Below are 15,823 nucleotides of genomic sequence, written 5' to 3' on the forward strand. Positions count from 1 at the left end.
TGTCCGTGTGTAGGACAACCTCATTTTTTTGCCGTTTTTGCGGGGGGATCGATCAATTTCAAATGAGCTATGGTAGAAATGCCGAAAAATTTTCGTGTACGGATTCAATCGGAATAAATAAACCGACCTTCCCGTAAGGATCTCGTTTACCGGTAGCAAATACGACACCAATGACTTCACCTGCCTCATTAATGACAGGGCTGCCGCTATTTCCTTTATAAACAGGCGCGTCCATCATAATCACGTCTGTGTCGATTGAGGAAGCGACGGTATAGTCTAATAATTTGCCTTCATTGGCAATGCCGCTAAAATACAGTGGATTTCCGATGAAATAAACATGCTCCTCTGCTTCAAATTGACTCGATTTCGCAAGCTTCAAATGTGGAAGTTCTTCCCCCTCTATTTTTAATAGTGCTAAATCAAATTGCTCGTAGGCATCTAAAACATTGGCCTCGTAAATTTGTCCATCAGGAAATGTGACACTAATCGTTAAAGCCTCATCAATTACATGTTCATTCGTTAATATATAACCATCTGAGGAAATGGCAAAGCCCGTTCCTTTACTATCTTGTGTATTAATCGTTACAACGGCTTTTTTATATGTTTGAATTGTTTCTTGTCCAGACAAATGACTGGAAACTCGTAAAAAATCAATCGCTGGAATGGAGTACATATTGAAGATAATCGCAAATGTATTAAAAACGAGTGAAAGGGCAATGAGCCAAACAATGATCCGTACAATCGGTTTTTGCTTTTTTGGTTTTTGGTATGTTGAGTTTAATCGTTGTTCTCGTGCCTGTGCAAGTGCTTTTTCTTGTTCTTCTAACACGAGTTCTAAAAATTCCTCTTCTGTCAGTTCTTCTTGTTTTGGGTTTTCATTCATCAAATTCCCTCCAGTTAGTACTAGTTTAGCAAATGTGTGATGAAATTGTGTCAAAAGATTTGTGAAACTTTTTTTGTGAAAAAAAGTATGTGAAAAAAATCTTATTACGATTTGAAAAATACTTCGTGCAATGAATCACAAATTCGACAGTGTGAAACAAGGATTTTGAAAATGATAGCACTTTCATTTATTATTCTAAAATAATAGATTGTGTATGTTTTAACAAACCATCCCGTTGATTTTAAAATGTATGAATCGTTGGTGTTGTAGGGTTTATAGGGATATTTAGTGGTAAAAACTAAAAAAAGAATGTTATCGTTGACAAACAATGCGTAAACGAATAACATACATAATTATAAAGAAAATACGAAAACTTGAAAGGGATGATTCATATGGATTTAATGAAAAAATCACTTGAAATGCACGAACATTTTGGAGGAAAGATGGAAATTCGTTCGAAAGTTCCCGTTGAAGATAAATATGACTTGAGCTTAGCTTACTCACCTGGAGTTGCGGCACCTTGCTTAGAAATTGAGAAAAATCCGTCAGCTGTGTATGACTATACGATAAAAGGCAATTTAGTAGCCGTTGTTACGGATGGAACAGCTGTATTAGGGCTAGGGGATATTGGACCTGAGGCAGCATTACCGGTAATGGAGGGGAAGGCGTTATTACTAAAACGTTTTGCCAATGTTGATGCAGTACCAGTGTGCTTAGCAACGAAAGATGTAGATCAAATTGTGCAAATAGTCAAGGCGATTTCACCTACATATGGTGGGATTAATTTAGAGGATATTTCTGCGCCACGTTGCTTTGAAATTGAGGACCGCTTACGTGCAGAATGCAATATTCCCGTGTTTCATGATGATCAACATGGTACTGCCATTGTAGTAGGGGCTGGGTTGATTAATGCGGTAAAACTTGTGAAGAAAAATGTGAAGGATATGAAGGTTGTTATTAATGGTGCGGGCGCGGCAGGCATTGCGATTTTACGTATATTAATCCAAATGGGTTATACAAATGTCATCATGTGTGATACAAAAGGCATCATCTATGAAGGGCGCAAAGAGGGAATGAACCCGATAAAAGACCAAGTAGCAAACTTAACAAATCCGTATCAATTACGTGGTAGCTTAAGTGATGCATTAGTCGGAGCGGATGTATTTATCGGTGTATCTGTAGCTGATATTTTAACAGAGTCGAATATTCAATCGATGGCAGCTGATCCGATTATTTTTGCCCTAGCGAACCCTAATCCAGAAGTAACACCAGAAAATGCGAAAAAATGGGGGGCCCGAATTATTGGAACAGGACGCTCGGATCATGCGAATCAAATCAATAATTTGTTAGCATTCCCAGGAATTTTCCGTGGTGCATTAGACGTTCGTGCGACAGATATAAATGAAACGATGAAGTTAGCCGCGGTAGAAGCGATTGCATCATTAGTAACGGAAGAAGAACTCCACGAAGACTTTATTGTGCCAAGCTCAATGGATGAAAGAGTGGCTGGTGTCGTTGCAAAAGCAGTTGGTTCAGCTGCGATAGAATCGGGTGTATCTGTTTTATTCCAACAGTCGGATGTAGTCAAACAAACTTTCGTAATTTAAGAAAAATAAAATAGCATTACACAACGTAAAATACGAAGTGTAATGCTTCTTTGAATTTATGAAAGAACCAATTCTTCCGTCAACTGCTCTAATTGTGTGATCATGTCACCGATAAATGCAATCGTGTCACGCAATGGCTTTTCCGTTGTAATATCCACACCAGCCATTTTTGCAAGCTCAATCGGTGATTTTGTTCCACCTGATTTTAGTACTTCAATCCAATCAGCCACTGCATTTTCATCGCCATTTAAAATACGTTGCGACACTTGTGTAGAAATCGTTAAACCAGCTGAGTACGTATATGGATAGAGCCCCATATAGTAGTGCGGTTGGCGCATCCAAGTTAGCTCGGCACCTTCATTCACTTGAACCGAATCCCCCCAGAATTGCTCTAATACTTCACGCTTTAATTCGTTTAACTTTGGTGCATTCACATTTCCGCCTGCATCAATCACTTCATACACTTTGCGTTGGTATGCTGCCTCAAGTAAATGCGTAACAAAATTATGATAATAAGTACGACTAATAATTGTTGAAATGACCCAGCGTTTAAAGCGAGGATCCGTAGAATTTTTTAATAAATGGTTCGCCATCAGCATTTCATTCATCGTTGAAGGTGCTTCGATGAAATATAAAGATGGGCGTGCGTTAAAAATATTTTGTGCTTCATTTGATAAATAGAAGTGACCGGCATGGCCAAGTTCATGAGCAAGTACAAACACTTCATTCATTCGACTCGTCCATGAAATTAAAATGTAAGGATGCACACCATAAGGACTTGAGCAAAAGGCACCCGTAGATTTCCCTGCATTTTGAGCAAAGTCAATCCAACGCTCATCAAACGAACGATCCAGCATATTGCTATAATCCTCGCCCATGACAGCTAAGCCTTCCTTCATATATTGACGGGATTGTTCCACTGTAATTTTTGGCTCAAATGACGGGTCTAAGGAAATCTTTAAATCCGCAAACGTCATTTGGTCAAGTTGATGTGTTTTTTGTAAAAGCTTTGCGTAACGGCGCATATGTGGAGCAAGCTCATTCATAATTAAATCAATTTGACGGTCATATAGCGTACGATCGACTTCTTGAGACTGAAGTAATGAATCAAAAATCGTAGGAAAGCCGCGTAAATCTGATTTCGTTTTCTCCATTTTTAAATGGGTATTATATGTTTTGGCTGTTGTATGTTGATAATCACTTAATTTCTTGTAGAAAGCATCGAATGCAGCGCGACGTTTTGCTGTATCTGCTTCTAGCTCCCAGTCGCCCTCGAATGAATTATAGCTCAGTGGGAATTGATCACCGTTTACTTCGAAATGAGGGAAATTCATATCAACTAGCTTCGTCGTATTGTAAAGTTCATACGGAGCGCTAAACGATGCACCGAATGCTGCCAACGCTTTTTCAGCTTCTGGATGCAATTGATACGGCTTTTGAATAAGTAGCTTTTCAATATAATTTGCAAAAGCAGGCTCTAATTCCTGTGCTTCTTTTAAAATAGCTTCATCTAATGCAAGTAAATCACTTTTTACGAATGATAGCTTCGTTGCAATAGTAGCAGCAAGTTGCCCAACTTTTGCAGCGCGCATTTGATGGTCGGAGTTTGTTTGTTCTACGCTTAGTGAAAGGTTTGCGTATGTCCCAATCTTCACTAATTTTTTGTTCATCATTTCATTTGTTGCGATGGCCTTCACGACACCGTGGGCATCCGTAATGTTACCTGTTAATTCAGTAACGGCTTGATCCACAAATGTTTCTACCTCATTAATTGCATCTTCAAAGGCTTGCTCACTGTTAAAAATATCCGCTAAATTCCAAGTTTCATCAATAGCTACTTCATTACGTTGAATCATTGACATGTTTCATTCCCTCCTAATATTCCGATGTTCGAAGTAAATAATAACATATTTCTGAATATTTTGGAAGATAACATTTCTGAAAATTGGTAAATAGGGAAGTAGGTATGTATTCGCAAAATAATGTCCATAACTTGGGTATTATTTGGTAAGATAATAAGAAAAAACTGGATGAATAGGGTGATGTTGTGGAGAAAATCGAGAATTGTAGCCTTATATTAGAAGGTGGGACATTTCGTACGGTGTATACTGCAGGTGTTTTAGATGCCTTGATGAAAGAAGAAATATATATGCCTTATATCGCGGCAATTTCAGCAGGTGCGATTAATGCGGTATCCTATATGTCCAAACAGCCGGAGCGTACATTACGTGTTTTAACGACGTATCGAAATGACCCTCGCTATATGGGTATTCGCAATATTATAAAGGAAAAAAGTATTTTTGGTTTAGACTTCGCTTATAATGTTGTGCCAAATGAACTGGAAATCTTCGACTGGAATGCTTATTATCACTATCCTGGTGAGGTGGAATTTGGAGTAACAAATGCGTACACTGGAAAAGTAGAGTATAAAGATGCTTTCCAAATGACAAAAAACTGCGATATTTTACAAGCAACTTGTGCGATTCCGGTTCTATTTCCTGAAATAAAAATCGGCAATGCCCCTTATTATGATGGAGGATTGGCCGATCCGATTCCGATTAATCGCGCTATTGAAAAAGGCTTCCACAAGCATTTAATTGTACTGACAAGGGAGCCGGGTTATATAAAGGAAGCTTCGAAAACAAGTCAAATTACAATGCAACTATTCAAAAAGCGTTACCCAAGAATGGCTGCGGCATTGAATAACCGTGTAGATCGGTATAATGAAACATTAAATCAAATTTCCGAAATCGAACAGCAGGGCAATGCCTTTATTTTCAAGCCGGAAAATGCATTGAGAAGCTTTGAAAGTAAAATTGACCAAATGAAAATGAATTATGAAATGGGTTATGAACAAGCGACGAAAAGAATGCATGAATTGAAGGGCTTTTTGGTTTAGGAGGCGTAGTTTTGGAAGACATTTTAAATAATGAATCATTTATAGTAAGAACGCCAACTGGACCAATCTTACATGAGCGAAGGAAATAGAATTCTAATGTAAAAGACTGTTCTTGAAGTAAAATTCTAGAACAGTCTTTTGTTTATATTTCTTAAACTAATTATTTTACAATTCCAAAATGATCAAATGGATAAAATCGAATGTTCGCTTTACCAATTACTGTATCCATCGAAATTAACCCAACTGCTGGATTTCGGCTATCATTACTAAACCGTCGATTATCACCTAACACGAATAAATAGCCATCAGGAATTGTTGAAACATTCGTTAACTCCTCAAGTGTAAAATCCTGTGTCAAAGTACCGTTATCAATTAATTGCTCTTTATAAGCGTTTAAATAAGGTTCGTCATAAGGGTTACCATTTATGTACAGCACATCATCTTTGTAAGCGATATGGTCACCAGGTAAGCCGATAATTCGTTTAATATAATCTTTCTCTTCCGTAGCTTTAAAAACAATGACATCAAAACGTTCTAAACCAGAGATTTGTTTGCCAATAATATTTACCACGACTCTATCCCCATCTTCATATGTAGGCATCATTGAAGCCCCACTTACAAGAGTTGGTGTGAAAATGAATGTCCGAATAGCTATGACAAAAACAACCGCGATAACAATAGCTTTTAACCATTCCATTAATTCACTTTTTTCTTTTTGCAAGGTTAATCCCTCCGTATCAGTCTGATTTTTTCAACAAGTAACAAAATTATGTTACTTGCAATACAATTTTAAAGCATTTGTATACATTATATTTTCAACAGCCTTTTCATCAAATAGATGCTGAATTAATTCAATATCCGTATCTTCAAAAGGTCTTTTCGCTCTTGTTGATGGCAAATCTGTGCCAAACATTAGTGCATTAGGATTTGTTTTATAGATGGATTTTAGTGCGTTTTCCACATTTAGTTCCACGCGCCCAAAACCTGTTGCTTTAATGTGTACTCCTTTATCAACTAAATTTAACAAGTGTGGTAATCCTTCTTCAGACATACCTAAATGGTCAATTGAAATAGCAGGTAATTTTTCAATGATTGAGGAAATTTCAGGTAATTCTTTTGCATCAATATAAAGTTCACTATGCCACCCAACCAAATCATAAACTCTTCTTGCAAAGTAATCGAGCTTTGATAAATTTTCTGAGCCGCCACGTTTAATATTGAATCGTAATGCTCTCACCCCATGTGTATGTAAGTTTAAAATTGCATCATCCGTCACTGTAAAGGGTAATTGAGTAACTCCATAAAATGTTGGACCCAGTTGTTTAAGTGCCTTCAATAAGTATTCCTGGTCAAATCCTTGAAAAGACCCGGATACAATCGCTCCACCTAATATATTCAAGTGAGCCGTTTCCTGTTGATATTTTGAGACAATGTAGCTTGGTGGTGTATATCCTTGATTCTCGATTATTGGAAAAGCAAAATCAATAATATGAAAGTGCGCATCAAATATCTTCATCATTTTTCATCCTTCCTTTCCTTAAATATATCAGATGAATGAAGCTTTATCGAAATAGAAGTTTTAAAAATCTGATTTCTCGAAATAAAAACACAAAATAAACATGCGACTGTATGAATGCTGAGTTATGGTCAAAGGCTGTTAATTGTATGCATCTGTGGCGGGATAATTTTATCGTATTCAATTGTAGATGCTAAAGAAAGCGATATACATAACTTGTTAAAAACAGAAGATTTTTTTGGTATATAATGACAATTGAGGGGGATGCAATTATACTTAATTCAATAAAGAATAAGGAGAGATGAATATGAAAAGCAAAACAGTTACTTTAAACATCAAATCGGAGGGTATGTTGGATTAATTAAACTTGCTTCAGCAGAAGTCTTCCACTTCTACAAGTGATGATGAATGAAAAATATGCAACTTAAAACAGTGAGGACTCAAACCCCGGCTGAAGCAAATTAATGCCCTGGCGGATGTCCAGATTTTTAAGGGGAGCTTTTCGAGCATGCTTGAAAAAATCTGGACGCAATTACGCCGAGGCGTAATTAATTTTTGTAAACCTATTTTCCGGTTTGGGCTTTCCAAGTGGAACTGCTAAAAATCGGAGGACAAAACATTGAATATCAAAAATATTTACTACTTTATAACTAGTTCACGAGCATTCATCATACAGATGGTGTTTACGCTGAACGCGATTTATTACGTATCTCAAGCTGGGCTAAATCCATTACAGCTCGTCTTGATAGGGACGATTTTAGAACTATCCATTTTATTATTTGAAATGCCAACGGGGTTGGTGGCCGACTTTTTTGGAAGAAAGAAGTCATTAGTCATTGGAACGTTCATTATCGGGGCAGCTCATTTACTTGAAGGGAGCGTTCCAGAGTTTTGGTCAATTGCTGTCGGTTCGGCATTATGGGGGATTGGTTGGACGTTTATTAGTGGTGCGGAGCAAGCGTGGGTCGCTGACGAACTGGAGAACAAAAAATTGGATCAGGTATTCCTAAAGGGGGCACAATACAGTTCCCTTGGTGCATTTTGCGGAATTATTGTCAGTGTACTCATTGCTACTGTTTTTTCTGTACAAATGACCATTTTGTTTGCTGGATCTTTATTAGTACTATTAGCGATCATCACGCTAATGGTTATGCCGGAAACGAAATTTGTGACGATTTCCCGAGAGGGCAATTCTAGTATTAGACAGATAGTATTAGCCGTAAAGGGTGGCGTGTCACAAATAAAGGGAAATACAGTGTTATTTGCAATTGCGGCTATCACATTATTATGGGGGCTTGCTAGCGAAGGTTTTGACCGGTTATGGGGCGCCCATTTCATTGAAAGTTTCAGTCTAGCAGAGGAAGACTCCATATACTGGTTTGGAGCCTTTTATGCCATTGCATTTTTACTAAATATCGCAGTGCTGAAGGTTGTCGAGATTTATATGAAAGGTCGCTATGCAACGATTTTGTTGCTGATTAATAGTTTATTATCTTTAGCTATGCTGTTTTTTGCATTTACTGAAAATTTTTTGATTGCGGTATTATTATATTGGGTAATTGCTACACTACGAAATATCAATTATCCAATAATGAGTGTGATGATAAACGAGCGATTGCAGTCACAAGGCAGGGCTACTGCACTTTCGATGTTCGGTCAGATAGACGCGCTAGGGCAGGTAGCTGGAGGTCCTCTTGTAGGAATCATTGCGCTTTATACCTCAATTAATGGAGGTATTGCTTTTTCAGCAATTTTGATTATCCCCACGTTGTACTTTTTATGGAAGATAAGAAAAGTAGCTTGAGAAAGTAGGGGTTAAACTGGAATAATAAAATTTGGATAAAATTATATGATAATTTTGATGATATGCTAGATGAAAATAGTTTTTGATGTAAGAATTCGATATAAAAATAACATAATAAATAAAAAAAGCGCAGTAATCCCTAATACTTGGGGTTACTGCGCTTTGTCATCATTATTTCCGTTAAACAGTTGAGTTAAGGTACATGAATTTTAAGGTTAACTGTTCGTACGGGTGCTCCGTCTTGATAGAATGCCTGATGAGCAATGACTTCCTTACTGACTAATGGATTGACAGAAGGATTGTCAACACCGAATAACACGACGTTTGTGTAATATCAATCCTCATAGCGCAAGTCTAAACAATTACGCTTGGCGTAATTGTTTTTTTTAGATCATTTCTCTAAATGGGTTTTTATCGTTGGATTACTCTCGAATACAAAATATCATTTACAACATAAAAATAAATGTGTTAACATAAAAAACAATTAAGTTAACACAAAAGAGAGGGGGGCAATGATGCAGCACTTTTGGGTAGTTGGCACAGATACAGATGTCGGGAAAACATGTGTGACCACATTATTAATGCGTCAGTTACAATCACAAGGTATTCGTGTGACACCGTACAAACCGGTTCAAACAGGGGAAGTATTTGAAAATGGACAAGCCTATTATTACGATTCAACAATGTATGAAACGTATTCTTTACAACCATTAGAACGAGCAAGTTTGAACGATTATTCATTTAAAGAGCCTGCTTCACCACATTTTGCAGCTCAACTAGAAGGGCAGCAAATTGATACGAAGCGCATTTTACAGCAAATTAACCGATTACAACAAGTGGTTGATGTTTTAATTTGTGAAGGTGCCGGTGGGATTTTTGTTCCGCTTGATGCTAATGGAGAGATAACGTTGCTTGATGTAATTATGGAAAGTCAGTTGCCTGTTGTGGTCGTAACGCGGACAAAGCTTGGGACAATTAATCACACCATGTTGACGTTAGAAGTATTACAGTCAAGAGGAATTGAAGTGCTAGGGATTGTCTTTAATGGCGATACAGGAAGTGCGATGGACCGTAATAATATTGAAACTATTTTACAGTATCATCCAAAACCATATGCAATAATTCCACAGTATAAAGAATTTTCAAAAGTAATGGATCATTCTATTACAAACACATCATTATTTGGAAGGCTGTATCAACATGACACAAAAATTATCTGACTGGCAAGAGAGAGATTTAAAGCATGTATGGCATCCATGCTCACAGATGAAGGATTATGAGCAGTTCCCGCCAATCGTCATTGAACGGGGGGAAGGTGTGTGGCTTTATGATGAGCATGGCAATCGATATTTAGATGCCGTATCTTCTTGGTGGGTAAATTTGTTTGGTCATGCCAATTCACGCTTAAGCCGAGCAATAAGTGAGCAAGCATTTCAGCTGGAACATACGATTTTTGCGAATTTCACACATGAGCCAGCTATACGAGTTGCCGAAAAATTAGTCGCTTTAACACCAGAGGGCTTAAACAAAGTCTTTTTTGCAGATAATGGTTCCTCGTCTATTGAAGTTGCATTGAAAATGAGCTTTCAATTTCATATGCAAAGTGGCAAGATAACGAAAAAACGCTTTCTTGCATTAACGGATGCGTATCATGGAGAGACACTTGGGGCACTATCTGTCGGAGGAGTAGACTTATATAATGACGTGTATCAGCCGCTCTTACTCGATACGGTACGTGCACAAGGACCGGATTGTTTCCGCTGTCCATTCAATGATCAGCCGGCAAGCTGTCAGGCACAATGTATTCGTTTTGTGGAAGAGGAATTATTTTTACATCATGAGGAAATTACTGCTGTTATTATTGAACCACTTATTCAGGCTGCAGCTGGGATGAAAATGTATCCACCGATTTATTTAGAGCGACTAAGAGCTTTATGTACAAAATATGATGTGCATTTAATCGCAGATGAAATTGCGGTTGGATTTGGTCGAACGGGTACAATGTTTGCTTGTGAGCAAGCGAACATTTCGCCAGATTTTATGTGCCTCTCAAAAGGATTAACAGGTGGTTATTTACCGTTATCTGTCGTTTTAACAACAGATGCTATTTACGATGCCTTTTATGATGACTACAACAAGATGAAGGCTTTTTTACATTCTCATAGCTATACAGGGAACACGCTTGCTTGTCGTGTGGCACTGGAAGTATTGACGATATTTGAAGAGGAAAATTATATCGAAATTGTACAACGTAAAGGTGAGTATATGAGAAAATTAGCGATTGAAGCATTTAGTGATCTTCCATATGTAGGGGAGTATCGTCAAATTGGTCTAGTCGGTGCGATTGAGCTAGTATCAAATCGGGACTCAAAAGAACCTTTGCCGAGTGAGGATCGTGTTGGCTATCAAATTTATAAAAAGGCGTTAACGAAAGGGTTACTCATTCGACCACTAGGGAATATTTTATATTTTATGCCACCGTATATTATTACAGATGAGGAAATGCGTTTCATGATTCAGACGACAAAAGAAACAGTGGCGCATTTTTTTGCAGAGAGGGATGCATAAGGGATGCAGCAACGACAAAAAACGTTATCACTCGTAATGGTTGCGATGTTTGCTGCTTTAACAGCAATTGGAGCATTTATTAAAGTCCCATTACCAGTCGTACCATTTACATTACAAATTGTTTTTGTTTTTTTAGCCGGGTGTTTACTTGGTAGTCGTAATGGCTTGCTAAGCCAACTTGTGTATATCGGTATCGGCTTAGTTGGGTTACCTGTATTTACACAAGGTGGAGGAATTACATATGTGATGCAGCCAACATTTGGTTTTTTAATTGGCTTTGCACTTGCTGCATTTGTCATCGGTTGGCTGCTTGAAAAAGTGGATGTTCCAACAAAATGGCATTTTATCTTTGTGAATATAGTTGGACTCCTACTTATTTATGCGATTGCTGTACCGTATTTATTTGTATCGTTGAACTTTTGGCTAGACGTGCAAACGAGTTGGTCACATGTATTTCTAGTAGGGTTTTTAAATAGTATTCTTGCCGATTTTTGCTTAGCGATTGTATCGGCATTATTGGCTGAACGACTTTATAACGTATTTCGTTCGGCTAGAGCAATTGAAATAGTACAGATGAAAAAGGAGCATGCATAATGAATTGGTCACAGTTGGCAGAAGAAGTTATTGAGGGGAAAGTTATTAGTAATGATGAGGCGCTATCGATTTTAAATAGCGATGATGATGAGTTATTAAAATTAATGGATGGTGCATTTACTATTCGTAAACATTATTACGGTAAAAAAGTAAAACTTAATATGATTATGAATGCTAAAAGTGGTTATTGCCCAGAGGATTGTGGCTATTGTTCGCAATCTTCTAAATCTACTGCGCCGATAGATAAGTATCCATTTATTACAAAGGATGAGATTTTAGAAGGGGCTAAACGTGCATTTGAAAATAAAATTGGAACGTACTGTATTGTTGCGAGTGGACGTGGCCCGACGCGTAAAGATGTAAATGTCGTGAGTGAAGCTGTGACGGAAATTAAAGAAAAATATGGTCTAAAGGTTTGTGCATGCTTAGGGCTATTAAAGGAAGAGCAAGCACAGCAATTAAAAGAAGCGGGGGTAGACCGTTACAATCATAATTTAAATACATCTGAGCGCCATCATTCGTATATTACGTCATCTCATACATATGAGGATCGTGTCAATACAGTGGAAACTGTGAAAAAACATGGTATTTCACCTTGTTCAGGTGCCATTATCGGGATGAAGGAAACGAAGGAAGACGTAGTAGAAATTGCACGTGCACTTTATCAGTTAGATGCAGATTCAATTCCTGTCAATTTCCTAAATGCCATTGATGGGACAAAGCTGGAAGGTACGAAAGAACTAAACCCACGCTATTGTTTAAAAGTTTTAGCACTATTCCGTTATATTAACCCGACAAAGGAAATTCGTATTTCAGGTGGTCGTGAAATAAATCTTGGATCGCTACAACCACTTGGTATGTACGCAGCAAACAGTATTTTTGTGGGGGATTATTTAACAACTGAAGGGCAAGAGGCTAATAGCGATTACCGTATGCTGACAGATATCGGCTTTGAAATTGAGTTAACAGAAAAGCAAGAGGCAGCATTTTGCTCTTAACAACATAAGAAAAATAGAAAAGCGCAGTATCCCTAAAAGTTGGGATTACTGTGCTTTTCTCCATTATTTCCAATATATATTTGAGCTAAAGTGAATGTACTTTACGAATAACGGCTCGTACGGGTGCACCGTCTGCGCCTTCCACTTTTAATGGCAAGGCGATCAAATCATAAAAACCTTGTTCAATCGTTTCAAGCACTAATCCTTCGACGATATGAATGCCAGCTTGATATAATGCATGATGTGCACTAACTTCCTTGCTGTCTAATGGATCGACGGAAGGATTGTCAACACCTACTAACACGACCCCTTTATCCTGTAAAAAAGGGGCGACATTCGGATGAATAACAGGAATTGTCGTTGGAAATTGTGAAGATATGGAATCAAGAGTTTTGATTAGAATTCGTTGAACCCCTTTAAAATCAATGGAACGAAACGTCTCGTGTGTAATTTCAGCAGTTCCTCTACAATCCATGACGAGGCATTTCCCAATAAACACATTAACATCGAGCTGATCCACCTTTTCTCCGTTATTATCAAAGTGGAAAGGGGCATCGGCATGCGTTCCTATATGCATCGAAGTCGTCATTTTTCCGATATTGACAGAACCTGTTTGCTCTTTTGTATAACCAACTTCGAAATGAAACTTTGTATCACCTGGCCAGTTTGGAATTCCAGCTTTTAAAGTTTGTGTAATATCAATCCACATAACGCACCTCTATTAATATTGGATTATTAAATAGCCAAGAACAATAATAATGACTGTTGGCACAACGAATGTCATTAAGAAACGATACGTTTTATAAAACCCTTCGCCCATTTTACTGCCTTGTAAAAGCTCGTTTTTCACTAAATTTTTATCCATTACATGCATAATAAAGAATGCAATGAGCAAGTTTCCTATTGGTAAAATCACATTGGAAACAACGAAATCTGTCGCATCGAAAATGTTTCTTCCAAAGATCGAAACATCGCCCAATGTACTATATGTTAGAGTAGAGGGAATCGATGCAATAAATACAATAACCCCAATTATTATAGTTAATTTCGCACGAGTAATTTTGAATTTTTCAACAGTCGCTGCAACAATAATTTCATACATACTAAACGATGAAGTTAACGTTGCAAATAAGAATAAAATTAAAAAGAGTGCTAAAAACAGCTCGCCAAATGGCATTTGAGAAAATGCGGCTGGTAATACCATAAATAGTAATGGTGGTCCTTCAGCTACTTCCATGTCAAATGCGAATACTACTGGGAAAATTGCTAAACCAGCCAATAATGAAACGAAAATACTTAAGCCAACAACCGATCCAGCAGAGTAGGGTAAGCTCACATCTTTCTTTAAATAAGAACTATACGTAACTAGACAAGAAAATCCGACTGCTAATGCAAAGAATGATTGTCCTAATGCATATAAAATTGATTTTCCGGTAATATTTGTGAAATCAGGATATAAGAAAAATTTAATACCTTCCATAGCTCCATCTAACGTTACTGCTCGAATAACTAAAATGAAGAACATGATGAACAATAATGGCATCATAAATTTATTCGCTTTTTCAATTCCATTTTGAACACCAAGTGCAATTACGACAACGTTTGCAATAGTAAATAACGCTAAACCAACTAAAGCAATCCAAGGTGTTCCAGTAACTTGGCCAAAAAATGCACCAGGGTCTAATGATGGCTCAATGACATTTCCTACAACTGAAACGCCACTATATACAAAAATCCATCCACCTACAACACTGTAAAAAGATAATAGTAAGAAACACCCAAGTATCCCTAATTTCCCAATCCAAGCCCACGCAGGCGTATTCGGTGATAAAAATCTGTACGCTGAGACTGCCTCTTTTTGTGAGCTTCGACCGATAATATACTCAGATAATAGCATCGGAAGTCCAATGAGTAGGGTTAACAGAACGAAAATTAAGAAGAATGCGCCACCACCGCTTTGACCTGCTACGTAAGGCATTTTCCAAATTGCCCCTAATCCTATTGCAGCCCCAGCAGATGCTAAAATAAAGCCTGCCTTGCTTGACCATTGACCTTTGTTTTCTTTCACCCAAATTCCCCCGATTTTCTATAAAGTTGTTCGTAGATCCCATAATTCTGGGAAGAAACGATGATCTAACACTTGACGTAAGTAATTTACACCGGAAGAACCACCCGTACCGATTTTAAAGCCAATAATTCGTTCGACTGTTTTCATATGTTTGAATCGCCATGTTTGTAAAGAATCTTCAATATCAACTAATTTTTCAGCGAGTTGATATAAATCCCAATATTTATCCACATTTTTATAAACGGTATTCCAAGCGGCTGCAACCGATTCATCTCCATCATAAACCACACTAAAGTCACGGTTTAACAGTGCTTCATTTATCGGTAAACCAGCGCGCGCCAATGCTTGAATCGAAACATCATAAATACTCGGTGCTTTCGAAGCTTTCTGCAACATTTCTAAAATCTCTTGATCTTTTTCGTAGATTTTTAAAATATAAGGTGTTTTGTATCCTAAAGCAAATTCAATTAGTCGGTACTGATAACTTTGGAAACCGGAAGCTTTTCCAAGTGAATCTCGGAATTGTAAATACTCGGCTGGTGTCATTGTCGCTAGTACGTCCCATGCTTGAATAATTTGAATTTGAATTTTTGAAACGCGTGCTAACATTTTAAAGGAGGGCTGTAATTCATTTCGTTGAATTGCTTCAATTGCACCTTGCATCTCGTGAATAATTAACTTCATCCATAATTCACTTACTTGGTGAATAATAATGAATAACATTTCATCGTGATGATTTGACAGACGATTTTGGTTGGATAAAATGTGTTCTAAACTCAAATACTCGCCATACGTCATGTCATTTTTAAAATCCGTATGAATTCCTTTTTCTTGTTTCATTTTCTCCTCGAGTTCTGAAATGGAGCGTTTCGACATATTCATTCCT

14 protein-coding genes are annotated in these 15,823 nt (G+C 37.5%); 7 read left to right on the forward strand and 7 right to left on the reverse strand.

Translation table 11 applies throughout. The annotated features are described in order from the left end of the window. Positions 1 to 67: 67 nt before the first annotated feature. Entirely contained in the window at positions 68 to 883 is an 816-nt protein-coding gene (locus CSE16_RS06335) for a S1C family serine protease (protein WP_099423123.1), read from the reverse strand. Between the two features lie 392 nt (positions 884 to 1,275). Between CSE16_RS06335 and CSE16_RS06340 the strand changes: the two genes are divergently transcribed. Then, complete coding sequence (locus CSE16_RS06340) at positions 1,276 to 2,490, forward strand: NAD(P)-dependent malic enzyme (RefSeq protein WP_099423124.1); 1,215 nt, start codon at positions 1,276 to 1,278, stop codon at positions 2,488 to 2,490. A 56-nt stretch (positions 2,491 to 2,546) separates the two neighbouring features. On the opposite strand, the gene pepF is transcribed toward CSE16_RS06340, so the two are convergent. Beyond that, entirely contained in the window at positions 2,547 to 4,352 is a 1,806-nt protein-coding gene (pepF, locus tag CSE16_RS06345) for an oligoendopeptidase F (protein ID WP_099423125.1), read from the reverse strand. Between the two features lie 185 nt (positions 4,353 to 4,537). On the opposite strand from pepF, the gene CSE16_RS06350 reads away from it, so the two are divergent. Then, on the forward strand, positions 4,538 to 5,389 hold the full coding sequence (locus tag CSE16_RS06350; protein ID WP_253896185.1) for a patatin-like phospholipase family protein: 852 nt from the start codon (positions 4,538 to 4,540) through the stop codon (positions 5,387 to 5,389). 160 nt (positions 5,390 to 5,549) lie between these two features. Here CSE16_RS06350 and lepB read toward each other — a convergent pair whose 3' ends face one another. Continuing rightward, positions 5,550 to 6,110, reverse strand: coding sequence for a signal peptidase I (gene lepB, locus CSE16_RS06355; protein ID WP_099423126.1), 561 nt, complete (start codon positions 6,108 to 6,110; stop codon positions 5,550 to 5,552). 51 nt (positions 6,111 to 6,161) lie between these two features. Then, entirely contained in the window at positions 6,162 to 6,905 is a 744-nt protein-coding gene (locus CSE16_RS06360; protein WP_099425770.1) for an amidohydrolase family protein, read from the reverse strand. Positions 6,906 to 7,524: 619 nt separating this feature from the next. Between CSE16_RS06360 and CSE16_RS06365 the strand changes: the two genes are divergently transcribed. The 5 genes from CSE16_RS06365 (at position 7,525) to bioB (ending at position 12,869) form a co-directional block, all read left to right on the forward strand. Then, positions 7,525 to 8,709 (forward strand): MFS transporter, encoded by a 1,185-nt coding sequence (locus tag CSE16_RS06365; RefSeq protein WP_099423127.1) that lies wholly within the window; start codon positions 7,525 to 7,527, stop codon positions 8,707 to 8,709. Between the two features lie 515 nt (positions 8,710 to 9,224). After that, complete coding sequence (bioD, locus tag CSE16_RS06370; protein ID WP_099423128.1) at positions 9,225 to 9,929, forward strand: dethiobiotin synthase; 705 nt, start codon at positions 9,225 to 9,227, stop codon at positions 9,927 to 9,929. Further along, complete coding sequence (bioA, locus tag CSE16_RS06375; protein ID WP_099423129.1) at positions 9,910 to 11,277, forward strand: adenosylmethionine--8-amino-7-oxononanoate transaminase; 1,368 nt, start codon at positions 9,910 to 9,912, stop codon at positions 11,275 to 11,277. Before bioD ends, bioA begins: the two co-directional genes overlap by 20 nt. 3 nt (positions 11,278 to 11,280) lie before the next feature. Continuing rightward, complete coding sequence (locus CSE16_RS06380; RefSeq protein WP_099423130.1) at positions 11,281 to 11,871, forward strand: biotin transporter BioY; 591 nt, start codon at positions 11,281 to 11,283, stop codon at positions 11,869 to 11,871. Then, positions 11,871 to 12,869, forward strand: coding sequence for a biotin synthase BioB (bioB, locus tag CSE16_RS06385; protein WP_099423131.1), 999 nt, complete (start codon positions 11,871 to 11,873; stop codon positions 12,867 to 12,869). The genes CSE16_RS06380 and bioB overlap by 1 nt, the downstream gene beginning before the upstream one ends. Positions 12,870 to 12,954: 85 nt before the next feature. Here the strand turns inward: bioB and kynB are convergent, their stop codons facing one another. Genes kynB through kynA form a run of 3 tightly spaced genes read right to left on the reverse strand, consistent with a single transcriptional unit; the run spans position 12,955 to position 15,813 of the window. Next, a complete protein-coding gene (gene kynB, locus CSE16_RS06390; RefSeq protein ID WP_099423132.1) occupies positions 12,955 to 13,578 on the reverse strand; it encodes an arylformamidase in 624 nt (207 codons plus the stop codon). Between the two features lie 12 nt (positions 13,579 to 13,590). Further along, on the reverse strand, positions 13,591 to 14,937 hold the full coding sequence (locus CSE16_RS06395; RefSeq protein WP_099423133.1) for a sodium-dependent transporter: 1,347 nt from the start codon (positions 14,935 to 14,937) through the stop codon (positions 13,591 to 13,593). Between the two features lie 18 nt (positions 14,938 to 14,955). Next, entirely contained in the window at positions 14,956 to 15,813 is an 858-nt protein-coding gene (gene kynA / locus CSE16_RS06400; RefSeq protein WP_099423134.1) for a tryptophan 2,3-dioxygenase, read from the reverse strand. Positions 15,814 to 15,823 lie beyond the last annotated feature (10 nt).

It is taken from the genome of Solibacillus sp. R5-41, assembly GCF_002736105.1.
In the GTDB taxonomy this organism is placed as follows: domain Bacteria; phylum Bacillota; class Bacilli; order Bacillales_A; family Planococcaceae; genus Solibacillus.